Source organism: Xanthobacter sp. DMC47 (genome assembly GCF_056313845.1).
In genome coordinates this window covers 1,560,792-1,583,068 of record NZ_JBQUZM010000001.1, presented here as the reverse complement: position 1 = coordinate 1,583,068, position 22,277 = coordinate 1,560,792, and the positions used below count along the sequence as shown (strand labels likewise).

The following is a 22,277-nucleotide window of genomic DNA, read 5'->3' as shown; positions in this document are numbered from 1 at the left end:
CGGTCACGCCGGCTGCGTCTTGACCGGCTGCGCGACGCGCTCCGGCCCGGTGTCGGGGCCGAACCATGCCACATAGAGCGCCGGCAGGAAGATGAGCGTCAGAAGCGTGCCCACCAGAAGCCCGCCCATGATGGCGAAGGCCATGGGCCCCCAGAACACGGTGGGCGCGATGGGGATCATGCCCAGCACCGTCGAGACCGCCGTGAGCATGATGGGCCGAAAGCGCATGGAGGAGGCGGAGACCACCGCATCCCACACGTTCTTGCCCGCCGCGCGGTCCGCTTCGATCTGGCCGATGAGGATGACCGCATTCTTGGTGATCATGCCGATGAGCGCCAGCACGCCGAGGATGGCGACGAAGCCCAGCGGGCGGCCGGAGGCGAGCAGCGCCGCCACCACGCCGATGAGGCCCAGCGGCGCCACCGACAGCACGATGACGAGGCGCTGGAAGCTTTTGAGCTCGAACATTAGCACGGTGAACATGAGCAGAAGCATCACCGGCACCACGGCGACCACCGAGGCGAGGGATGAAGCGCTCTCCTCCACCGTGCCGCCGGTGGTGATGGCGTAGCCGGCGGGAAGCGTGCGGCGCAGGGCCTCGATCCGCGGATCGAGCTTCTCCACCACGCTCTCGGGCAGCACGCCGCGCTTCACATCCGACTGGACGGTGAGGGTGGGCACCCGGTCGCGCCGCCAGATGGCGGGATAGTCCTGCCCGTACTCGAAGGTGGCGATCTGCGAGAGCGGCACGGTGCGCCCGTTGGGCAGCGGCACCTGCAGGGTGGCGAGGGAGGCCAGCGACACGCGCTCCTCGTCGGTGGCGCGGGCCACCACGTTGACGAGATAGATGTCGTCGCGCACCTGCGTCACCGGCTGGCCGGAGAGCACGGTGTTGAGCACGCCGGCCAGTTGCGCGGTGGAGAGGCCCAGCAGCCGCGCCTCGTCCTGGTCCACGCGGATGGAGACCTGCCGGGCGGGCTCGATCCAGTTGTAGTTGACCGTCTCCACCTCGGGGTTCTCGGCCATCACCTTGGCGAGGTCGAACGCGATGGCGCGCACCTTCTCGATCTCCGGGCCGGAGACGCGATACTGCACCGGCCAGCCCACGGGCGGCCCCAGCTCCAGCGGCGAGATGCGCGCCACGAGCTGCGGGAAATCGGTGGCGAGCACCTTCTCCAGCTTCACCCGCAGCCGCTCACGCGCGGCCACGTCCTTCGCCACGATCACGCTCTGGGCGAAGAAATCGTTGGGCAGCTGCACGTCGAGGGGCAGGTAGAAGCGGATGGCGCCACGGCCCACATAGGTGGACCAGCGGGCCACGTCCGGATCGTTCGCCAGCACCTTGTCGAACGCCTCGGCGACGCTCTGCGAGGCGTAGATGGAGGCGTTCTGCGGCGAGGCGAGGTCCACCAGCAGCTCGGGCCGGTCCGAGGAGGGGAAGAACTGCCGGGGGATCAGCGGCAGCGCCAGCACGGAGAGCACGAACAGGCCGGCGGTGACGGCCAGCGTCACCCAGCGCAGACGCAGGCACAGGATGAGGAAGGCGCGGTACATCCCCATCACGCCCTTCGGCGGGGCGTCGGGATCCGGGATCTTGTCCTTCGCCGGCGGGCGCAGGATGAGCACCTGGAGGAGCGGGGCGAACAGGACCGCCACGATCCACGAGACGAGGAGGGCGATGCCCACCACCGCGAACAGGGTGAAGGTGTATTCGCCCGCCGAGGAGGCGGCGAAGCCCACGGGCACGAAGCCCGCCACCGTCACCAACGTGCCCGCCAGCATGGCCGCCGCATAGGCCTTGAAGGCGTAGGAGGCCGCAGTGGGCGGATCGTCGCCGGCCGCGAGGCGCGTCAGCGTCGCGTCGGTGGTGGTCATGGCGTCGTCCACCATGAGCGCCAGCGCGATGATGAGGGCGCCCAGCGAGATGCGCTGCATGTCGATATGCGCGAGCTGCATCAGCGCGAAGACGATGGCCAGCGTCAGCGGGATGGCTAGCGCCACGATGGCCCCGGCCCTGACCCCGAGCGCGATGAACGACACCACGAGGATGATGCCCACCGCCTGCCACAGGCTCTCCATGAATTCGGAGATGGCGCTCTTCACCGTCACCGCCTGGTCGGCCACCAAGGTGGCGTCGATGCCCACCGGCATGTCGGCGAGGATGCGCGTCATGGCGCGGTCGATGTTGGCGCCCATGGCGAGGATGTCGCCGCCGTCGCGCATGGCGATGGCGAGGCCGATGGCATCCTTGCCGTTGACCCGGAACATGGGCTGGGGCGGATCGGCGAAGCCGCGGCGGATGGTGGCGATGTCGGCGAGGCGGATCAGCCGCCCGTTGACCGCGAGGTTCACGTTGGCGATGTCGGCCTCGGAGGCGAAGGCGCCGGAGACGCGGACGGAGATGTTCTCCTTGCCCGTCTGGATCTCGCCGGAGGGCCGCACGATGTTCTGTGCGGCCAGCGCCTGAAGCACCGCCTGCCGGTCGATGCCGAGGCTGGCCAGCTCCTGCATGGAGAATTCGATGAAGATGCGCTCGTCCTGCGCGCCGAGGATCTCGATCTTCGACACGTCCGGCACGTGCAGCAGTTCGGAGCGGGCCTCCTCCACATAGTCGCGCAGCTCGCGATGGGAGAAGCCGTCCGCCGTGAAGCCGTAGATGATGCCGAAGGTGTCGCCGAACTCGTCGTTGAAAAACGGCCCCACGATGCCCTGAGGCAGGGTGTGGCGGATGTCGGCGATGCTTTTGCGCACGTGATACCAGATGTCCGGCACCTCGGCCCCGGTGGCGGAGCCCTTCAGGTGGACGAAAACGGTGGTGACGCCGGGCTTGGTGTAGCTCTCGAGGTAGTCGAGCTTCGGCACTTCCTGGAGCTTGCGCTCCAGGCGTTCGGTCACCTGCCGGAAAGTCTCTTCCAAGGTGGCGCCGGGCCAGTTGGCCTGCACCACCATGGTCTTGATGACGAAGGTCGGGTCTTCCGCCCGGCCGAGATTCTTGAAGGCCATCAGGCCGGCCACCACCGAGATGGCCATGAGGTAGAGGATGACGGAGCGGTGTTTCAGCGCCCAGGCTGAAAGGTTGAAGCCGCCGCTCACAGGCTGGCTCCCGCCGGCGCCGCGAGGAGGCGCACCTTCTGGCCCGGATGCAGGGCCTGCACGCCCGCCGTCACCACGATCTCGGAGGGCTTCAGCCCCTCGCCGACGCTGACGGAGGCCGGGCCGAAGCGCAGCACCTCGATGGTGCGCAGCGCCACGGTCTGGCTCTTGGGATCGACCACCCACACGGCGGGCTTGTCGTTGAGGCGGGTCAGGGCGCTCGCCGGGATTTCCACCACCGGCCCGCGGTCCACCATCACCCGGCCGACCACCGTGGTGCCGAGGCGCAGCCCCTCAGGCGGATTGGTGAGGCCGACGCGCACGCGGAAGGTGCGGGTCACCGGATCGGCCTGCGGCGCCACCTCGCGCACCCGGCCGGTGGCGGAAACGGCGGGATCAGTGGCCAGCGCCACCGTCACCTCGGGATCTCCGGGCAGGCCGGAAAGCAGCGCGGCGGGCACGTCGAACACCGCGTCGCGGCCGTCCTGGCGCGCCACCTCGATCACCGGCTGGCCGGCCTGCACCACCTCGCCCGGCTCCGCCCGGCGCTGGGTGACGACGCCGGCAGAGTCGGCCTTCAATTCGGTGAAGCCGAGGCGGTCCTCGGCCATCTGCAGGCGCGCTTCCGCGTCGTCCACCTGCGCGCGGGCGTTCAGGAAGGCCTGCTCGGCCTGCTCATACTGGGCGCGCGGGGTAAAGCCGCGGGCGAGGAGCTGGCGCTGGCGCTCATACTGGTTGCGGGTCTGGGTGAGGTTGGCATTGGCCGCGCCCAGCGCCGCCTGCGCCGAGCGCAGAGCGTTCTGCTCGTCCTGCGGATCGAGGCGGGCGAGCACCTGCCCGGGGGCGACGCGGTCGCCCACGTTCACGAGGCGGTCGATGATGCGGCCGGAGATGCGGAAGCCGTAGGTGGCCTCGTTCTGCGCCTCCACCACGCCGGTGAGGCTCAACGTGTCGCTTGCCGCGCGGTTGGTGGCGACCACGGTGCGCACCGGCCGCGGCTCCTGCGCCTGAGGCTTCTGCGCCTCGCCGCAGGCGGAAAGGAAGAAGCACGCGCCGAGCACGCCCAGCAGCATGTGCTTACCTTTGAGCACGCCAGCATCCTGCCCGCGATATACCCGATGGTCGCGCACGAGCAGCTCCTCTTCGCAGTGCAACTAGCGTGGCTATAGAGGAGACTTGAGCATTAGACCAGCGAGTTAACTCAAAGCGCCTTCCTATACGTGGCCGTTTCTGCCATTCCCGTGATCGAACGGTGCGATATGCGCCAAAAGGAGAATATGAACATGGCAGAGGTCAAGGTCGCCGTCGTCACCGCGGGCGGTTCGGGCATGGGTGCGGCGTGCGCGCGGCGCCTTGCGGCGGATGGCTATGCGGTGGCCATCCTCTCCTCGTCCGGCAAGGGCGAGGCGCTGGCGGCGGAGCTCGGCGGCCTCGGCGTGACCGGCTCCAACCAGAAGGCTGAGGACATCGCGCGGTTCGTGGATCAGGTGATGGCGCGATGGGGCCGCATCGACGTTCTGGTGAACAGCGCGGGCCACGGTCCGCGCGACACCATCACCGCCATCACCGACGAGCAGTGGCACCAGGGCCTCGACGTCTATCTCATGAACGTGATCCGCTCGGTGCGGCTCGTCACCCCCGTCATGGTGGCGCAGAAGGGCGGGGCGATCGTCAACATCTCCACCGCCTGGGCGTTCGAGCCGGCGGCCATGTTCCCCACTTCGGCCGTGTTCCGCGCCGGGCTCGCCGCCTACACCAAGATCTTCGCCGACACCTATGCCGCCGACAACGTGCGCATGAACAACGTGCTGCCGGGCTGGATCGACAGCCTGCCGCAGACCGACGAGCGCCGCGCCGGCGTGCCCATGGGCCGCTACGGCACCAGCGCCGAGATCGCCGCCACCGTGGCGTTCCTCGCCTCCGAGGGCGCGGGCTACATCACCGGTCAGAATTTGAAGGTGGACGGCGGGCTGATGCGCTCGGTGTGAGCGGGGCGCCCTTCTGAATGCTTGGTGATGCGCCCCGGTGCCGCTCGTCAGCGCGGGGGCGCATCCGGCTTGGGAAGCGGTGAGCCGGAAAACCGCACAGTCAGTTTACGGTTGTGGGAATGGTCCCGACGGCCGGTCGTGGGGCGTCACGATCATGTGGGGGTTGGAAAGCTGGCACCCACCGATGGCGGCCAGCATTGCGACCACGATCACCATTCGCCCTATCCGGCCCATTCTCGCCCCCAACCTTGTCGATGCAACCATAGCGTTATCGCCGTTGCGGAACATGCGATCAAGGGGCGTGTCGGAATATCGGCCCGCTTTCCCGCCCCATCCCGCATGATCCCGGCAAATCATCCAATCGATCCCTTGGTCCTCTCGGCCCGCGCATCGCGCGCCACGTGGATCATCATCAGCTCCCCGACATTCTCCGGCGTGAGCAGGCCCACGAGGCGGCCGCCGGCGGTGTCGAGGACGCCGACGGCGGGGGCCTGGGCGCTGGTGATGAGCTTCAGCGCCGCATCGAGGCGGGAGCGCGCCTCCACGGTCGGGATGTCGTGCTGCATCACCTCGATGACGGGTGTGGACGGCCCCTGTTCCTTCAGCGCCCGGATCATGGCGTCGCGGGTGAGCACGCCGCGCAGATGGCCGGCGCCGTCCACCACCGGAAATTCCTTCTGGGTGGAGCGGATGAGCGCCTCCGCCGCGTCGTCGACGGTGGCCTGCGGCCCTAGCGTTTCAAAGTGGGTAATCATGGCGTCCGCCACGATATGCCCGCGCGAGGCTTCCTTGAGCTGCACCTGACCGGCCTCACCGGAGGCGGCGAGGAAGACGAAGACGCCGATGATCATCAGCATCGGGTTGGTGAAGATGCCGAGAAGCCCGAGGCCGATGGCGAGACCCTGGCCGATGGAGGCGGCGAGCGCCGTGGCCCGGGCAAAGCCCATCTTCATGGCGAGCAACGCGCGCAGCACCCGCCCGCCGTCCATGGGGAAGGCGGGGATCAGGTTGAACAGCACGAGGAAGATGTTGGCGCCGGCGAGCTTGACCAGCATGGACGTGCCGGGGTCCTCGATCTTCGCCAGATCCTCCGCCTTGAGGTCGCCGCCCGTGAGGGTGAAGCTGAGCACCACCAGCAGCACGAGGGCGATCACCACGTTGACCGCCGGCCCGGCGATGGCCACCACCAGCTCCTGCGAGGGTTTCTCCGGGATGCGCTCCAGATTGGCGATGCCCCCGAACGGCCAGAGCGTGATGTCCGGCGTCTTCACTCCATAGCGGCGGGCGGCGACCACGTGCCCCAGCTCGTGCAGCAGCACGCAGAAGAACAGCAGCGCCACGAACAGCACGCCCTCCCACGCCGCCTGCGACCCGCCGGACCGGTAATAGGCCGCCCAGATCCACACAAGGAACAGGAGGAACGTCACGTGGATGCGGATGGCGGTCTCGCCGAGGCGGCCGATGGTTACGGACCAAGGCATCGCAAGTCTCCCTGAGGGATGTCGCCCCACACATAGCGCGTCGGAGTGGGCGCGCAATGACATGTGTCAGGCCGGTCAAGGCTTGATAGTAAGGAAAGCTTATTATATATTGACCTTATGAGATCGCCCCCGTCTCCCGCCACGCCCCCACTCGGCTTCCTGCTGGTGGATTCCGCGCGCCTCTATCGCGCCCGCATCGACCGCGCCTTCGATGGCGCCGGCCTCGGCCTGACCATCGGCGAGGCGCGGGCGCTGGCCCACATCAACATCAACCCGGGCCTGCGCCAGTCGGCGCTCGCCGAGAAGATGAGCGTGGAGCCGATGACGCTGGTGGGCTTCCTCGATCGCCTCGAAGGCCTGGGGCTGGTGGTGCGCGAGACCGACCCTACCGACCGGCGCGCCAAGATCGTCGTGCTCACGGATGCGGCGCGGCCCTATCTGGATGGCATCGAGCAGGCGGCGGCGCGGGCGCGAGAGGAGGCGACGCGCGGCTTCTCGGATCAGGAGCGCGCACAGCTGCGCGATTTTCTCGACCGCATCCGCGGCAATCTCGCCCGCGACTGTGCCACCCGCGAGGCCGCCCCGCGCGAGACCCGGACCAGGGAGGCGCGGCGGTGAGCGCGTCCCATCCGGCGGAGGCCGCCGCGTCGCCCAAGCCGCTCATGACCGAGCGCGAGGTGTCGATCATCGGCGGCATGATGGTCATGCTCGGCCCGGTCAGCCTCTCCCTCTACACGCCGGCCTTGCCGACGCTGGTGGAGGTGTTCGGCACCTCGATTGCCACGGTGAAGCTCACCCTCACCGTCTTCTTCTTCGGCTTCGCCGTCTCGCAGCTCATCTGCGGCCCGCTGTCCGACGCCTACGGCCGGCGGCCGGTGGCGCTCGGCTTCTTCGGGATTTATCTGTCGGGCGCGGTGGTCGCCATGCTGGCGCCGACCATCGGCTGGCTGGTGGCCGGGCGCATCCTGCAGGGCATCGGCGCGGCGGCGGGCATCGCCCTATCCCGTGCGCTGGTGCGCGACCAATATACGGGGCAGGCCTCGGCGCGGGTGATGAACCTCATCGGGACGATCCTCGCCATCGGTCCGGCCATTTCGCCCACCATTGGCGGTTTTCTGCTGGGCGCCTTCGGCTGGTATTCGGTGTTCGTGGCCATGACGGGCTTCGGTCTCACCCTCATGTCGGTGCTGCTGCTGCGCGTGCCGGAGACCAACCGCGCGCCGGACCCGCGCCTCGCCGCGCCCCGTGCGGTCGCGGTGAGCTATCGCCGCCTCCTGACCGACCGCGGCTTCATGCGTGCCGCACTCACCGCCGGCTCCGCGCTGGGCGGTATCTATACGCTGGCGGCGGCGCTGCCCTTCGTGCTCATCGACCGGGTGGGTCTCTCGCCCACCCGTTTCGGCCTCGCCATGATGATGCAGACCGGCGCCTTCATGCTGGGCACCCTCATCGCCCGCCCGCTGCTGAACCGCTTCAAGGCGCAGCAGCTCATCCTGCCCGGCCTGCTGCTGGTGCTCACTGGCGCGGTGGCCATGGCGGTGGGGCCGCATGTGATGGCGCTCTCGACGCTCAGTGTGATGCTGCCCATCTCCTTCTGGGCCTGCGGCTGCGCCCTGCTGCTGCCCGGCTGCACCACCAGCGCGCTGGCCGGCTTCGGCTCCATCGCCGGCGCTGCCTCCGCGCTCACCGGCTTCCTGCAGATCGGCAGCGGCTTTCTCGGCACCTCCATCTCGGCGCTGCTGCCCTCGCCGCTGATGGCCATGACGGTGCTGGTGCCGGCCATGGCCGTGGCCGCGCTCGCCTTCCACCTCGCCCTCGCCCCGCGCCGGTCACCCGTGGTCGCGCCGGTGGAGGCCGAGCCGCAGGGCTCGGACCTCGCGCCCGATCTGGAACTCGCCGCGGATCCGCTCGGGCTCGTGGGCGCCGCGGGAGACGAGATCGAAGCAGGAACCTACCACCGCCGGGCGTCCTGATCGCGCCACGGCCGCGCCCCCGCTGGTTGACCAAGCGGGAGCTTGAATGGTCAATTCCCTCCGGCCCGCGATTCCGGGCGATGGGGGGGACACATGAAACTTCGGGGACTGGCCCTCGCGGCGCTGATTGCGCTCGGGGCAGGAACGGTCGGCCACAGCGCGGGGGCGCAGGCGCAGACCATGAGCTACGCGCAGGCCGCCGGCCTCCTGGCGCAGCACTGCGGCGAAGACATCATGAAGCTCTGCCGTGGCCAGAACCTCGGCAACGGCGGCATCTACAACTGTCTCAGCCAGAATGTGGGACGCCTTTCTCCCGCCTGTGCGGCCAACCACGAGGGCATCCGCCAGATGACCGAGGCGCGCGCTGCTGCGCAGCAGCAGGTCTACAAGGTCTGCGACCGCGACCGCGCCCAGTACTGCCCCGGCATGGTGCCCGGCGATGGCAACATCGTCTCGTGCCTGCTCGAGGCCTCGAAGGTGGTGAGCCGCGCCTGCACGAGCGCCCTCATCAACGCCGGCTACAATGAGCAGTGAGGGGGAGGGACCCATGAAGATCCAGATGCGCTCCGCCCTACTGCTGTCGGCAGCTCTGCTCATGCCGGTGCTTGCCGGCCCGGCCTCGGCGCAGGTCGCCACCTCCAACGCCCAGATCGTCCAGGGTCTGCAGGCCAGCGTCGCCGATGTGCCGACCGTGTCCGCCGAGGCCCTGCGCGGCCTTGCCGTGGCGCACATGAAGTACACGGGCCCGCCCGAGAGCCGCCCGCCGCTGGCCATCCAGCTCGATCAGCTGGCGCAGATCAACGTGGAGATCGAGTTCGATCTCAATTCCGCGATGATCAAGCCCTCGTCCTACCGGACGCTCGGGTCCATCGCCGATGCCATGCACAACCCCATCCTGCTGGGCTACAAGTTCCTTGTGGTGGGCAATACGGACACCACCGGCACGCGCGAGCATAATCTCAAGCTGAGCCAGGAACGCGCCGACGCGGTGATGCAGGCCCTCGCCACCACCTTCCGCGTCGACCCGCGCCGGCTCCAGGCCGTGGGCCTCGGCGAGGAAAACCTGCAGGACGCGAAGAATCCGCACGCCGCCATCAACCGGCGCGTCCAGATCTTCAATCTCGGGAGCACGGGTGTCCTCGCTCCCTGATTGCCTGCGGTAGCCTCAACGAAAGAACGCCGCCGCCGGGCATCCCCGACGGCGGCGTTCCTGTCTCTGCGGACCTGTCAGGCCTTCTCTTTGGAAGGCCTTCCGTTTTCAGGACTTCTTGGCGCGGGACGGCTTGGCGGCGGCCTTCGGCGCGGCCTTGGCCGGCGCCTTGGCGGCCGGAGCGGGAGCCGTCTTCACGGCCGCCGACTTGGCGCGGGCGGCCTTCGGGGCCGGGGTCTTGGGCGCAGGGGCGGCCTTCGGAGCCTTCGGGGCAGCGGCCTTGGGAGCAGCAGCCTTGGCAGTGGCGGTCTTGGCAGTGGCGGTTTTGGGAGCCTTGGCGGCGGTCTTGGGAGCCGCAGCCTTCGCCTCGGCAGGCTTCGCCTCGGCCTTGGGCGCCTCGGACTTCGCAGCCGCCTTGGGAGCGGCAGACTTCGGAGCGGCAGCCTTGGGAGCGGCAGCCTTGGGCGCCGCCTTGGCGGGAGCCGCGGCCTTCACGGCAGCAGCCTTCGGGGCCGCGGCCTTGGCGGGGGCCTTAGGCGCGGCCTTGGCCTTGGCCGGAGCCGCCTTCGCAGCCGCAGGCTTCGCGGCAGCGGTCTTCGGGGCAGCGATCTTCGGGGCGGCCTTCGCTGCAGGCTTGGCAGCCGTCTTCGCCGCAGGCTTGGGCTTGTCGGGGGACTGGGTCAGAGCGGAAGCCGCGAGCGACTTGATCTCCGCGTGGGTGAGGCTGCCCGGATCGCGAAGGGCCTTCGCGGCGAGGCTGCTCACTGCGTCACTGGTGACTTCCGGCTTCTTGGCCATGACTCTTCTCCGAAATTCTACGCGCCGGCGCGAATTCCGTGTCGAATCACGACGTTCGCCAGCATGTGATCCATCCCCCGGAAAATTTTCGGAATGGTTAACGCCAGTCTTATCAGGACGTTCCCCTGCCGCCGCGCGCGGCCTCCGGCGTATCCCGCGAAGGTGTCACACCCTCGTCCCACCCTCCGTCTAGGGTGCCGAATCAAAAAGCGGGCGCGGGGGCGCAATGCTCGCAAATTTCTATTATAAATGAAGGGGTTCGCATGCCCGGCCGTCCGACCGTGCTCTTCCTGTGCCCCGACAACGGGGCCCTCAGCCTGATGGCGGAAGCGGTGGCGCTCCACCGTCATCCCGACCTGCGCCCGTTCAGCGCCGCCGCCGCGGTGCCGGGTCCCGTCGATGCCGCCCTCGTGGCCGCGCTGGAGGCGGAGGGCATTCCCGCCGACGGTCTTTCCGCCAAGCCGGCCGGGGTGTTCCTGCTCTCCGGCGCGCCGCGTCTCGACGTGGTGGTGGCGCTGGGCGAGGCGAGCCGGCGGGCCATCCGCCGCCAGCCCTTCCTCGGACTGTTGCGACTGGAGACGTGGGGTCTCGCGGAGGTCGTCCGCAGCCTGCCGGCGCCGGCCCGCCGCTCCGCCTATCGCCGCCTGCTGCCGGACATCGGCGCCGCCATCGCACGGCTGGAGGAGCGCATCGCGCTCCGCCTCTCCGGGGTTGCCGCGTAAGGTTTTGCGCGTTATTCGCGTTGCCTTCGCTCAGGCGCCGCGCGGGCTTTTCGCGTGGCCTTCGCTCCGGCGCCGCGCGGGCTTTTGGCGTGGCTTTTGCTCAAGCGCCGCGCGGGCTTGGACCGCCCGCGCGCAACGCCGGCCTCAGTCGGCGATCTTGCCGCCGAGTTCGTCCTCGATGTGGATGCGGATGATCTCCTCGAAGGAGCTTTCCGCCTTGAAGCCCAGCTCGGTCGCGCGGGCGGCGTCGAACTTGCGCGGCCAGCCGGAGACGATGGTCTCGATCACCGGGTCCGGCACCTTCTTGATGCGCGCCACCGCCTTGTCGCCGGCCACCTTGCGCAGCGCTTCGATCTGCTCGCCCACGGTCACGGCGAGGCCGGGCATGGTGAGGTTGCGGCGGGTGCCCACCTTCGCCCCGTCGATGGTCGCGGCATGGATGAGGAAGCCCACCGCCGAGCGCGGCGAGGCGTGCCAGTGCATGACGTCCTCGGAGACCGGGAGGATCGCCTCCTGGCCCGCAAGCGGCTCGCGGATGATGCCGGAGAAGAAGCCGGAGGCCGCCTTGTTGGGCAGGCCGGGCCGCACGCAGATGGTGGGGAGGCGGATGCCGATGCCGTCGAAGAAGCCGCGCCGCGTATAGTCCGCCAGCAGCAGCTCGCCCATGGCCTTCTGCGTGCCGTAGGAGGTGAGCGGCGTGTGGAAATACTCGTCCGGGATCGCCTCCGGGAAGGGCGCGCCGAACACCGCGATGGATGACGTGAAGACGAGGCGGGGCGTGTATCCCTCGATCAGCCGCACGGCGTCGAAAAGATGGCGCGTGCCGTCGAGATTGATGCGGTAGCCCTTCTCGAAATCCGCTTCCGCCTCGCCGGAGACGATGGCCGCGAGGTGCAGGATCACGTCCGGCCGGTCCGCCACCAGCGCCGCCGCCTCGCCGGGCACGGAGAGGTCGGAGACGCGGGTGTCGATGGGGAATGGCGCCTCGGGGGGCTTCGGCGTCACCACATCGTGGGCGGTGATGCGGGTGATGGGTTTGCCGCCGAGGCGGCCGTCGCGGGCGAGGCGCTCGATGAGCTTGCGGCCGACCATGCCGGCGCCGCCGATGACCAGAATGTGCATTTCAGAAAATCCCCTCGCGCTCAGAGTGCCCAGCCGCCGTCGATGATGTGGATTTGGCCCGTGGTGAAGGCGCTCTCATCGGACGCGAGATAAAGGGCGAGCGCGGCGATTTCCTCAGGCGTGCCGAGGCGCCCCATGGGCTGGCGGCCGACGAAATCGGCCCGCACCTGTTCCAGCGAGCGGCCGGTCTGGGCAGAGACGGCGGCGATGCGCTCGTCCAGCGAGGGTGACTGGATGGTGCCGGGGCAGATGGCGTTGGCGCGCACCCCCTTCAGGATGAAATCCGCCGCCACCGCCTTGGTGAGGCCGATCACCGCCGCCTTGGTGGTGCCATAGGCATAGCGGTTCGGCACGCCGCGGATGGAGGAGGCGGCCGAGGCAATGTTGACGATGGACCCCGCGCCCGTCTCCAGCATCCCCGGCAGGAAGGCCGAGATGGTGCGGTGCATGGACTTCACATTGAGGTCGAAGGAGAAGTCCCAGTCCTTCTCGCTGGTCTCGAAGATGGTGCCCTGATGGACATAGCCGGCGGCGTTCACCAGCACATTGATGGGGCCGATCTCCTTGGCGAGCGCCGTCACGGCATCGGTGGAGAGGACATCCAGCGACCGCGTCTGCGCCCCCTCGAGGCCAGCCAGCTTGCCGGCGTCGAGATCGGTGGCGATCACGCTCGCGCCCTCACGCACGAAGGTTTCCGCGATGGCGCGGCCGATGCCCTGTCCCGCCGCCGTCACCAGCGCGGTCTTGCCCTGAAGTCGTCCACCCATGGTCTGTCCTCTTTCATTGTCGCGCGCGGTCACAGCCCGACGCGAATGTCCTCCAGCCGCCGGAGCTGGCGGCCGTTTTCATCGAAATTTTCCGGCGCCAGCCACGCCTCGAAGGCTGCCCTGGCGCGCGGCCATTCGGTGTCGAGCAGGGAGAACCAGGCGGTGTCCCGGTTGCGGCCCTTGACGATCATGTGCTGGCGAAACAGCCCCTCGAAGGTGAAGCCGAGCCGCGCCGCCGCCTGCCGGGAGGGGGCGTTGAGCGCGTTGCACTTCCATTCGTAGCGGCGATAGCCGAGGTCCTCGAAGGCGTGGCGGGCCATGAGATACATGGCCTCCGTCGCCCCCCGCGTGCGCTGGAGCGCCGGGGTGTAGAGGATGTTGCCCACCTCGATCACCTTTTGCGCCGGTTCGATGCGCATATAGGTGGCATGGCCCACCGCCCGGCCGCTGTCCGCTTCCTCGATGGCGAAGAGCAGCGGGTCCGCCTTCTTCGCGGCCTCGCCGTAGAAGGCGGTAAAGGCGATTTCGTCGGGAAAGGCGGCAGGGGAGAGATAGGCCCAGAGCGCCTCCTTCTCCGGCCCGTGGGAGAGCGTGAAGAGCGAGGCGCAATGCTTGGCCGCGTCGAACGGCACGAGGCGGACGTGGCGGCCCTCCAGCGTCGTCGGCTCGGGCCGGCGAGCGGGGGCGGTGTCCACGGGCGCGCCGAGGGGGATGGCATTATCTTCGGCCATCACTGGTCGCTCCCGGCGCGGAAGAAGCCGTTGATCTCGCCGAAGGGCACCGCGCCCACGAACTTGCCGAACGTGCCGGTGTCGCGGATTTCCTCCACCGAAGCGATGAAGGCGCCCCAGGCGACGCGGCTCAAGGTGCTGCCCACGCTGATGCGGCGCACGCCGAGCCCCGCGAGATCGGCGACACCGAGCCCGGTCGAGCCCGGCATCAGCACGTTCACCGGCAGCGGCGCCACGGCCTCCACCACGGCGGATATGTCGTCCCGCGTGCGGATGCCCGGCGCATAGAGGCAGTCCGCCCCCGCCGCCGCATAGGCTTTCAGGCGGGTGATGACCTCGCCGAGGTCCGGCCGGCCCACCAGGAAGCATTCCGCGCGGGCGGTGAGGATCACGTCGGCGCCAGTGGCGTCGATGGCCCTGCGCGCCGCGCGCACGCGGGCGGCGGCCTCGTCCAGATCATAGAGCGGACGAGCCGCATCCCCCGTCGCATCTTCGATGGAGAGGCCGGCAACGCCGGTGGCGACGCACAACGTGACGCTCTGGGCGACGCCGGCCGGGTCGCTCGCGTAGCCCGCCTCGAAATCCGCATTCATGGGCAATGCGGTGGCCGCGACGAGATCGGCGATGTGGGCCAGCATCTCGTCCCTCCCCACCGCGCCATCCGGACGGCCGGTGGAGAAAGCGTAGCCGGCGCTGGTGGTGGCGAGCGCCTTGAAGCCAGCGGCCTCCAGATAGCGCGTGGTGCCCACGTCCCACGGGTTCGGCAGCACGAAGCAGCCGCTTTCGTGGAGCGAGCGGAAGGCGCGGCGCTTGTCTGTGGGCGAGGTCATGAGGGCAATCCCGTTCGCCGCCGGGGCGTGGCGGCGGGGTGGGAGATTAGAGCCGGGGCGGGCGGACGGGAAAGGACCGTCCACCCGTCCGCATCGCGATCAGTGGTTGTCGCGCGGCACGCCCATGGTCTGGGCGATGTGCTGGTATTTCACCGCCGGCTTCAGCACCATGCCCTCGTCGAACTGGGCGACCATGGAGCGCTGGATTTCCTGCCACGGCGTCTGGCTCTCCGGCGCCTTGTAGCCGCCGTGGCCCTGCAAGTCGGCGCGGCGCTGGGCCAGCTCCTCCGGCGAGATCAGGATGTCGGCGGTGCAAGTGTTGAGGTCGATGCGCACCCGGTCGCCGGTCTTGAGCAGCGCCAGTCCTCCGCCTGCCGCCGCTTCCGGCGAGGCGTTGAGGATCGAGGGTGAGCCCGAGGTGCCCGACTGGCGGCCGTCGCCGATGCAGGGCAAGGCATGGATGCCCTTCTTCAGCAGGGCGGCGGGCGGCTGCATGTTCACCACCTCGGCGCCGCCGGGATAGCCCAGCGGGCCGGTGCCGCGGATGAAGAGCAGGGTGTATTCGTCGATCCCGAGCGAGGGGTCGTCGATGCGGTGGTGGTAGTCCTCCGGCCCGTCGAACACCACGGCGCGGCCCTCGAAGGCGTCCGGGTCATTGGGGTTGGAGAGGAAGCGGGCGCGGAACTCCTCGGAGATCACCGAAGTCTTCATCACCGCATTGTCGAACAGGTTGCCGTGCAGCACGATGAACCCGGCATCCTCCTTCAGGGGCGCGTCATAGGCCTTGATGACCTCGCGGTCCCAGGAGAGCTTGCCCTTGCAGTTCTCGCCCATGGTGCGCCCGTTCACGGTGAGCGCGCCCTCGTGGATCTTGCCCTGCTCGATCAGCTCCGCCACCACCGCCGGCACGCCGCCGGCGCGGTGGAATTCCTCGCCCAGATATTCGCCGGCCGGCTGGAGGTTCACCAGCAGCGGGATCTTGTGGCCGACGCTCTGCCAGTCGTCCACGCTCAGCGGCACGCCGACATGGCGGGCGATGGCGTTGAGGTGGATGGGGGCGTTGGTGGAACCGCCGATGGCGCTGTTGACGCGGATGGCGTTCTCGAACGCCTCGCGGGTGAGGATCTGGGAGGGCTTCAGGTCCTCCCACACCATGTCCACGATGCGCTTGCCGGTGTCGTAGGCGATCTGCCCGCGCTCGCGATAGGGCGCGGGGATGGCGGCGCAGCCGGGGAGCGACATGCCGAGCGCTTCCGCCAGCGCGTTCATGGTGGAGGCGGTGCCCATGGTGTTGCAGTGGCCCACCGACGGGGCAGAGGAGGCCACCACATCCATGAACTCGTCATAGTCGATCTCGCCGGCGGCGAAGCGCTCGCGGTTCTTCCACACCACGGTGCCGGAGCCGGTGCGCTCGCCCTTCCACCAGCCGTTCAGCATCGGCCCACCTGAAAGCACGATGGCCGGGATGTTCACGGTGGCGGCGGCCATGATGCAGGCCGGGGTGGTCTTGTCGCAGCCGGTGGTCAGCACCACGCCGTCGAGCGGGTAGCCGTAGAGGATTTCCACGAGGCCGAGATAGGCAAGGTTGCGGTCCAGCGCAGCCGTGGGCCGCTTGCCGGTCTCCTGGATGGGATGCACCGGAAACTCGAACGGCACGCCGCCCATGGCCTCGATGCCCGCGCGCACACGGTGGGCGAGGTCCAGATGGTGGCGGTTGCAGGGGGAGAGGTCCGAGCCGGTCTGGGCGATGCCGATGATGGGCTTGCCGGACTGCAATTCCTCGCGGGTGAGGCCGAAATTGAGGTAGCGCTCCAGATAGAGCGCGGTCATGCCGGGATTGTCCGGATTGTCGAACCACAGCTGCGACCGGAGCTTCAGGCCGTGCTTCTCGGGCTGGTCGCCCTTGCGCTCGATCGTTCCGTTTTTCCCCTGGTCGGCAGGACCGGACATGGCTTTCTCCGCTGTTCCAGCGTTCGGGTGCGCCGGATTTTAATCGATTTGATCGGCGGGATTTATGCGCCCGGCCGACGCGGAAATCAATCCGGGAATCCCGGGCGCGCAGTGTGCAATGCACCCTTGGGAGCCAGCCTATGCCTATGGTGCTCTTGCCTCGCCGCGCGAACCGTTTATCGGAGGAACGCTATCGAGGAGAGGTCATGAGCGAGATGCCCGCCGCCGCCGACATTCGCCCCGTCGCCACGCCCTTCGCGCGGCTTGCCGGGGTCGAGGTGACGCGCGGGGCGCGGACGGTCTTCTCCAATCTGAACCTCACCTTGTCCGAGCGGCGCATCGGCCTCATCGGGGATAACGGCTCAGGCAAGTCCACTTTGCTGCGCCTGCTCAACGGGCTGATCCTGCCGGATGCAGGCACGGTGACGGTGGAGGGGCTCGACACCCGCCGCGATCGCCGCAAGCTGCCGGCGACGGTGGGCTTCGTGTTCCAGAACGTGGACCACCAGATCATCTTCCCCTCGGTGCGGGAGGAGGTCGCCTTCGGCCCCATCCAGCAGGGGACGCCCAAGGCCGAGGCCAATGCGGCCGCCGACCGGCTGCTCGCCCGCCATGGCTGCGCCGGCTGGGGCGAGCGGGCGGTCTCCGATCTCTCCGAGGGGCAGAAGCAACTCGTCTGCATCCTCTCGGCGCTGGCCGCCGGCCCCTCGGTGCTGCTGCTGGACGAACCCTTCTCCAGCCTCGACCTCACCACCCGCCTCACCCTCGCCGCGCGCCTCGGCGCCCTCGACGTGACGCTGGTCATGGCGAGCCACGACGTGGACCTGTTCGCGGGCTTTGATCGCGTCCTCTGGCTGAGGGGCGGTGAGGTGGCGGCGGATGGCGCGCCGGCCGACGTGATTCCGCTCTACGAGGCCGATGCGCGGGCCCGCGCCGAGATCGCCGTGGCGCGACAGGTCGGGAGGGCGCTGCCGTGATCGCCGGCTATCTCTCCGGCCGCAGCCTGCTGCATCGCCTGCCCGCCGGGGTGAAGCTCATCGCGCTCGCGGTGCTCTCCGTGCTGATCGTGCCGCTGGACAGCCCGGTGCTGCTCGCCATGGCGCTCGCCGCCGTCCTCATCGTCTTTTCCAGCTTCGGCCGGCCGGGGCTGCGGCGGCTTGCCCAGTGGCGGAGCCTCCTGCCGCTGCTCGTCATCATCTTCGCGCTGCAGGTCTGGGCGGCGTCCGTCGAGGTGGCTGTGGCGAGCGTGATGCGTATCGCGGTGATGGTGCTGCTCGCCGATCTCGTCACCCTCTCCACCCGCATGCAGGACATGATGGACGCGCTCGCCTTGCCCATGCGTCCGCTGAGGCGCTTCGGGCTCGATCCCGAGCGCCTCGCGCTGGCAGTGGCGCTGGTGCTGCGTTTCGTGCCGGTGCTGCTCGACACCTGGCGGGGCCGCGAGGAAGCCTGGCGGGCGCGCAGCCCGTGCCGGCCGGGGCTGGCGCTCGTCGGTGCCTTCTTTTCCGGCGCGCTCGTCATGTCGGATCAGGTGGCGGAAGCCCTCGACGCCCGCGGCTTCGGCGCGCCACGCCGGCCCCGGCCGGTGCGCAAGCCCAGAATTTGAAAGGGGACAGGCCCATGGACACCCAGATCTTCGAGACGCGCACGCTGGTGCGCATCGCCCTCGTCGCCGCCCTCATTGCCGCGCTCGGCTTCGTGCCGCCCATCTATTTGCCCATCGCGGCCGGCGTGCCCATCACCGCCCAGAGCCTCGGGGTGATGCTGGCCGGCCTGCTGCTCGGCGCCCGCGCCGGAGCGGCGGCGGTGGGGCTGTTCGTCTTCGTGGTGCTGCTCGGCGCGCCGCTGCTCTCCGGCGGACGCGGCGGCCTCGGGGTGCTGGCGAGCCCGACGGCGGGCTTCCTCATCGGCTACATCGCCGGCGGCTTCGTCACCGGCCTCGTCACCGAGCGCCTCGCCGCCCGCAACCTGCCGGCTTTGGCGACGGCGCTCATCGCCGCCATCGTCGGCGGCATCCTCACCGTCTATGCGTTCGGCATCCCGGGGGTAGCGGTGATGGCCAATATCAGCCCCCTGAAGGCACTCATCGGCGCGTCCGTCTTCGTGCCGGGCGACCTCATCAAGGCGGTGGGCGCGGCCGTGCTCGCCACCACGGTCCTGCGCAACTGGTCGATCGCGGCGCCGCACCGGCCGTGAGGATCACGCGCCACCTCGCCCGCCACGCGGCCGAGCGCCCCGATGCCCCAGCCCTCACCTGCGCCGGCGAGACGCTGACGTACGCCGCCCTCGATGCGTTGGTCGCGCGCTGCGCGACACGATTCGCGGCGGCCCCGGCGGGCGGCATCGGGCTCGACCTGCCCAACGGGGCGGCCCTTGCCATCCTGTTCCTCGCCGCCGCCCGCGCGGGGCGGGAGGCGCAGATCCTCGATCCCGGTTGGCCGGAAAGCCAACGCTGGGAGGTGCTGGAGCGGGTCCGGCCCGGCCTGATTGTGAGCGCGAAGGCAGGCGACATCCGCCTCGCGCCGGGGCAGGGCGCGGCGGGGCTCGCCGAGGCGATCGGCGCGGGGCCGGCGGGGGCGACCCTCGAGCCCGATCCCGATCTGCCCTTTTATGTGGGCTTCACCTCCGGCTCCACGGGCCTGCCCAAGGGCTATCGACGCGCGCACCGCTCCTGGACCGCGAGTTTCGATGCGGACACCGTGGAATTCGGCATCGGCGCCGCTGACGTGCTTCTCGCCCCCGGCGCGCTCACCCATTCGCTCTTCCTTTATGCGCTGGCGCGGGGCATCGATGCCGGGGCGCATGTGCTGCTCGCCCCTCACTTCCGCCCCCGCATCGCGGCCGAGCTGGCGCGGACCCATGGCGCGACTGTGCTCTACGGCGTGCCGACGCAGATCGCTCTGCTGCTGGACTATCTCGCAGCCGAAGGCGAGACCCTGCCGGGGCTGCGGCTCGTGCTCTGCTCGGGTGCCAAATGGCCGCCGGGGCGGCGGCAGATGCTCGCGCACTTGATGCCCAATGCCGCCTTTGCGGAATTCTACGGTGCCTCCGAACTCTCCTTCGTCACCGTGGCGAAGGAGGCGGAAAACGTGCCGCCCGGCTCGGTGGGCCGAGCCTTTGCCGGCGTGCGCCTCGCCATCCGCGATGCGGCGGGGCGGCGCTTGCCGACGGGGCGGACGGGGCGGGTGTTCGTGGCGAGCCCCTTCCTGTTCATGGACTATGCCACCGGCGACAGCCCGGACCTTTATGTGAGCGGCGACGAGGTGAGCGTGGGCGACATGGGCTTTCTCGACGATGCGGGCTTCCTGCATCTCGTGGGCCGGTCGCGGCGGATGATCGTGACCTCGGGCAAGAACCTCTTCCCCGAGGAAGTGGAGCGGGTGCTGGAGACCCACCCCGCCATCGCCGCCGCCGCCGTGCTGGGGGTGGCGGACGGCAAGCGGGGCGAGCGGCTGGTGGCCTTCCTCGCGCTCGCCGAAGGGGCGGCGCCCACCCGCGCGGACCTCATCGCTTTTCTCAAATCGCGCCTGCCCTTGTTCAAGGTGCCGCGCCTCTATGCGCAGGTTACCGACTGGCCGATGACACCCACGGGGAAGACCGACTTCCCCGCCATCGCCCGCCTGTGGCCCGAGCATTGCGAGCTTCTGCCATGAGGGTCGCGCTCCTCGCCGCGAAGCGCACGGCCGTCGCCCCGCGCGGCGGTGCCTTTCGCGATGTGCCGGCCCATGCTCTGGCGGCGGCGCTGATCGGCCCGGTGCTGGAGGCGGCGGGGGTGAAGCCGGAGGACGTGGACGAGGTGATCCTCGGCAATGCCCTCTCCGGCGGCGGCAACATGGCCCGCGTCGCCGGGCTTGCGGCGGGGCTGCCGGAGCACGTGCCCGCCCTCACCCTCGACACCCAATGCTGCTCCGGCCTCGATGCCATCCGCCTCGGCGCAGCCCGCATCGCGGCGGGGGAGGCGCGCTATGTGCTGGCGGGCGGCGGCGAGAGTTTCAGCACCGCGCCGCTGCGCGCGCACCGGCCCCGGGAGAAGGACGGCGCGCCGGATTTCTATCGCCAGCCGGCTTTCACCCCCTGGCCGGAACGCGAAGTCCCCCTGGATGCCTCCGCCGCCGTCATGGCGGCCGAAGAAGGCATCTCCCGCGCCGAGCAGGAGGCCTTCGCCGCCGAGAGCCACCGCCGCGCGCTGGCGGTGCCGGCGGCGGAGGGCGAGATCGTGCCGGTGGCCGGGCTTGCCACCGATGCCTTCGCGCGGCGCCTCTCGCCGGCGCTCATGGCCCGCTTGCCCGTGCTCGCGGGTGATGCGGCCCATGGCATCACCGCCGCCACCATCGCGGTGGAGGCGGATGCGGCCGGCCTCGTGCTGCTCGGCCCGTCGCAGGCGGGGGACGTGACGATTGCCGGGAGCCTGGCGCGCGGCGGCGACCCGCTGGTGCCCGCGCTTTCCCCCATCGCGGCGGTGGAGGCCCTGTGTGCCCGCCTGGGCATCGCCGCATCCTCCGTCGAGCATGTGGAGCTGATGGAGGCCTATGCGGCGCAGGCCCTCGTCGCCATCCGGCGGCTCGGGCTCGACCCGGCGCGGGTCAATGCGGGGGGCGGCGCACTGGCGCGGGGCCATCCCATCGGCGCGTCGGGTGCAATCCTGGCGGTACGGGGCTATCATCGGCTGAGAGCGATGGAGACAGGCCGCGCGCTGTGCGCCATCGCCGGCGCCGGGGGAATCGCCACCGCCTTGATGCTAGACCGGGACGGAACCGGCCCGGCGTGCGACCGTTGAGCCCGGGTTCCGGAGCAAACTTGCCCATGCTGGATGTCGCGACTCCCCACGCCGAACGCCTGCCCCCGCCCCGCGCCCCGGGAGACGCGCTGGCGGACGCCTTGGCAGCGACCCTCGAAAACGTGGCCGCGGCGGTGGCCGATCCCGACCCCGAGGAGATGGTCCACGACGCCCGCAAGGCCATGAAGCAGTATCGCGCGCTGCTCCGCCTCATTCCGGGCGACGATGCGAAGGCCGAGCGCCGGCGCACGGCGGAGGTGGCGCGCGCGCTCTCCGGCGCCCGCGACCAGGTGGCGGCCCGTGATGCGCTGGAGGTGATGGCCAAGGGCGGCTTCCTCCTCGCCTGCGACCAGACCGACGCCGAGGCGGCGCTGGGCGAGGACGCGGCCGAGGATGGCGGCGAGCATCGCGCGACGCTGGGCGGCTTCCTCGTCTCCGCCCGCGCGCTCCTCGCCGACACGCTGGCGGCGCAGGCGCGGGAGGCTGATGTGCCAAAGGGGCTCGTGAAGGCCTACAAACAGGCCCGCCGCGCGCCCTTCGACACGCCGGAGGCCATGCACGAGGCGCGCAAGCGGGTCGTCACCCACCGCTACCAGATGAGCTTCCTCGCCGACGCCTTCGACCATGGCGCCAAGCGCGCCCGCGCGGCGCAACGGCTGCGCGACCTGCTCGGCGCCTATCAGGACATCGAGACCCTGCGGCCCATGCTGGAAGCGGCGGGCGATGGGCTGGCGGAGGGCACGCGGGAGCGGCTCGCCCTCGCCATGGACCGGGCGCAGAAGCGGCTGCGCAAGCGGGCGCTGCGGCAGCACGCGGCACTGTTTCGACACAGCGCCAAGGCCTTCCGCGCCACCTGCCGGGAGCAGGTTGGCGCGGCGTCCGATTGACGCGCATC

21 protein-coding genes are annotated in these 22,277 nt (G+C 69.8%); 12 read left to right on the top strand and 9 right to left on the bottom strand.

The annotated features are described in order from the left end of the window. Positions 1-3: 3 nt before the first annotated feature. On the bottom strand, positions 4-3,093 hold the full coding sequence (locus ACT54R_RS07310; protein WP_476324964.1) for an efflux RND transporter permease subunit: 3,090 nt from the start codon (positions 3,091-3,093) through the stop codon (positions 4-6). Next, the gene (locus ACT54R_RS07305; protein WP_476324962.1) at positions 3,090-4,184 is read right to left on the bottom strand and encodes an efflux RND transporter periplasmic adaptor subunit; all 1,095 of its coding nucleotides are present in this window, start codon (positions 4,182-4,184) and stop codon (positions 3,090-3,092) included. The genes ACT54R_RS07310 and ACT54R_RS07305 overlap by 4 nt, the downstream gene beginning before the upstream one ends. Positions 4,185-4,376: 192 nt before the next feature. Here ACT54R_RS07305 and ACT54R_RS07300 point away from each other — a divergent pair, with 192 nt between their 5' ends. Next, positions 4,377-5,081: an SDR family oxidoreductase gene (locus tag ACT54R_RS07300; protein WP_168461533.1), complete on the top strand. Its 705-nt coding sequence runs from the start codon at positions 4,377-4,379 to the stop codon at positions 5,079-5,081. Positions 5,082-5,434: 353 nt separating this feature from the next. Here the strand turns inward: ACT54R_RS07300 and ACT54R_RS07295 are convergent, their stop codons facing one another. Next, entirely contained in the window at positions 5,435-6,562 is a 1,128-nt protein-coding gene (locus ACT54R_RS07295) for a site-2 protease family protein (protein WP_476324960.1), read from the bottom strand. 117 nt (positions 6,563-6,679) lie between these two features. Between ACT54R_RS07295 and ACT54R_RS07290 the strand changes: the two genes are divergently transcribed. The 4 genes from ACT54R_RS07290 to ACT54R_RS07275 all read left to right on the top strand — a co-directional run bounded on the left by ACT54R_RS07290 (position 6,680) and on the right by ACT54R_RS07275 (position 9,685). Further along, on the top strand, positions 6,680-7,180 hold the full coding sequence (locus tag ACT54R_RS07290; RefSeq protein WP_476324958.1) for a MarR family winged helix-turn-helix transcriptional regulator: 501 nt from the start codon (positions 6,680-6,682) through the stop codon (positions 7,178-7,180). Next, positions 7,177-8,535 (top strand): multidrug effflux MFS transporter, encoded by a 1,359-nt coding sequence (locus ACT54R_RS07285; RefSeq protein ID WP_476324956.1) that lies wholly within the window; start codon positions 7,177-7,179, stop codon positions 8,533-8,535. The genes ACT54R_RS07290 and ACT54R_RS07285 overlap by 4 nt, the downstream gene beginning before the upstream one ends. Positions 8,536-8,628: 93 nt before the next feature. After that, on the top strand, positions 8,629-9,069 hold the full coding sequence (locus ACT54R_RS07280; RefSeq protein WP_476324954.1) for a hypothetical protein: 441 nt from the start codon (positions 8,629-8,631) through the stop codon (positions 9,067-9,069). A gap of 13 nt (positions 9,070-9,082) precedes the next feature. Further along, entirely contained in the window at positions 9,083-9,685 is a 603-nt protein-coding gene (locus ACT54R_RS07275; RefSeq protein ID WP_476324952.1) for an OmpA family protein, read from the top strand. 108 nt (positions 9,686-9,793) lie between these two features. On the opposite strand, the gene ACT54R_RS07270 is transcribed toward ACT54R_RS07275, so the two are convergent. Next, positions 9,794-10,483 (bottom strand): hypothetical protein, encoded by a 690-nt coding sequence (locus tag ACT54R_RS07270; RefSeq protein ID WP_476324950.1) that lies wholly within the window; start codon positions 10,481-10,483, stop codon positions 9,794-9,796. Between the two features lie 263 nt (positions 10,484-10,746). On the opposite strand from ACT54R_RS07270, the gene ACT54R_RS07265 reads away from it, so the two are divergent. Further along, positions 10,747-11,205 (top strand): arsenate reductase/protein-tyrosine-phosphatase family protein, encoded by a 459-nt coding sequence (locus ACT54R_RS07265; protein WP_476324948.1) that lies wholly within the window; start codon positions 10,747-10,749, stop codon positions 11,203-11,205. A gap of 144 nt (positions 11,206-11,349) precedes the next feature. Here the strand turns inward: ACT54R_RS07265 and denD are convergent, their stop codons facing one another. The 5 genes from denD to ACT54R_RS07240 form a co-directional block, all read right to left on the bottom strand. Continuing rightward, positions 11,350-12,327 carry a D-erythronate dehydrogenase gene (gene denD, locus ACT54R_RS07260; RefSeq protein WP_476324946.1) on the bottom strand — a complete coding sequence of 326 codons (978 nt, stop codon included), beginning with the start codon at positions 12,325-12,327 and terminating at the stop codon, positions 11,350-11,352. A 20-nt stretch (positions 12,328-12,347) separates the two neighbouring features. Then, positions 12,348-13,094 (bottom strand): SDR family oxidoreductase, encoded by a 747-nt coding sequence (locus ACT54R_RS07255; protein ID WP_476324944.1) that lies wholly within the window; start codon positions 13,092-13,094, stop codon positions 12,348-12,350. 29 nt (positions 13,095-13,123) lie between these two features. Then, positions 13,124-13,825, bottom strand: a complete 702-nt coding sequence (locus tag ACT54R_RS07250) for a GNAT family N-acetyltransferase (RefSeq protein WP_476324942.1) — start codon at positions 13,823-13,825, stop codon at positions 13,124-13,126. Next, on the bottom strand, positions 13,825-14,655 hold the full coding sequence (locus tag ACT54R_RS07245) for an isocitrate lyase/PEP mutase family protein (RefSeq protein ID WP_476324940.1): 831 nt from the start codon (positions 14,653-14,655) through the stop codon (positions 13,825-13,827). The genes ACT54R_RS07250 and ACT54R_RS07245 overlap by 1 nt, the downstream gene beginning before the upstream one ends. A gap of 99 nt (positions 14,656-14,754) precedes the next feature. Then, the gene (locus ACT54R_RS07240) at positions 14,755-16,605 is read right to left on the bottom strand and encodes an IlvD/Edd family dehydratase (RefSeq protein WP_476324938.1); all 1,851 of its coding nucleotides are present in this window, start codon (positions 16,603-16,605) and stop codon (positions 14,755-14,757) included. A gap of 206 nt (positions 16,606-16,811) precedes the next feature. Here ACT54R_RS07240 and ACT54R_RS07235 point away from each other — a divergent pair, with 206 nt between their 5' ends. The 6 genes from ACT54R_RS07235 to ACT54R_RS07210 are packed head-to-tail and all read left to right on the top strand — an operon-like array spanning position 16,812 to position 22,269. Continuing rightward, positions 16,812-17,582 carry an energy-coupling factor ABC transporter ATP-binding protein gene (locus tag ACT54R_RS07235; protein WP_476324936.1) on the top strand — a complete coding sequence of 257 codons (771 nt, stop codon included), beginning with the start codon at positions 16,812-16,814 and terminating at the stop codon, positions 17,580-17,582. Further along, positions 17,579-18,211, top strand: coding sequence for an energy-coupling factor transporter transmembrane component T family protein (locus tag ACT54R_RS07230; protein WP_476324934.1), 633 nt, complete (start codon positions 17,579-17,581; stop codon positions 18,209-18,211). Before ACT54R_RS07235 ends, ACT54R_RS07230 begins: the two co-directional genes overlap by 4 nt. Before the next feature lie 14 nt (positions 18,212-18,225). Further along, the gene (locus tag ACT54R_RS07225; protein ID WP_476324931.1) at positions 18,226-18,801 is read left to right on the top strand and encodes a biotin transporter BioY; all 576 of its coding nucleotides are present in this window, start codon (positions 18,226-18,228) and stop codon (positions 18,799-18,801) included. Further along, positions 18,798-20,258: an AMP-binding protein gene (locus tag ACT54R_RS07220; protein ID WP_476324929.1), complete on the top strand. Its 1,461-nt coding sequence runs from the start codon at positions 18,798-18,800 to the stop codon at positions 20,256-20,258. The genes ACT54R_RS07225 and ACT54R_RS07220 overlap by 4 nt, the downstream gene beginning before the upstream one ends. Further along, on the top strand, positions 20,255-21,382 hold the full coding sequence (locus ACT54R_RS07215; RefSeq protein WP_476324927.1) for a thiolase family protein: 1,128 nt from the start codon (positions 20,255-20,257) through the stop codon (positions 21,380-21,382). The genes ACT54R_RS07220 and ACT54R_RS07215 overlap by 4 nt, the downstream gene beginning before the upstream one ends. Positions 21,383-21,408: 26 nt before the next feature. Next, positions 21,409-22,269: a CHAD domain-containing protein gene (locus ACT54R_RS07210; RefSeq protein ID WP_476324925.1), complete on the top strand. Its 861-nt coding sequence runs from the start codon at positions 21,409-21,411 to the stop codon at positions 22,267-22,269. Positions 22,270-22,277 lie beyond the last annotated feature (8 nt).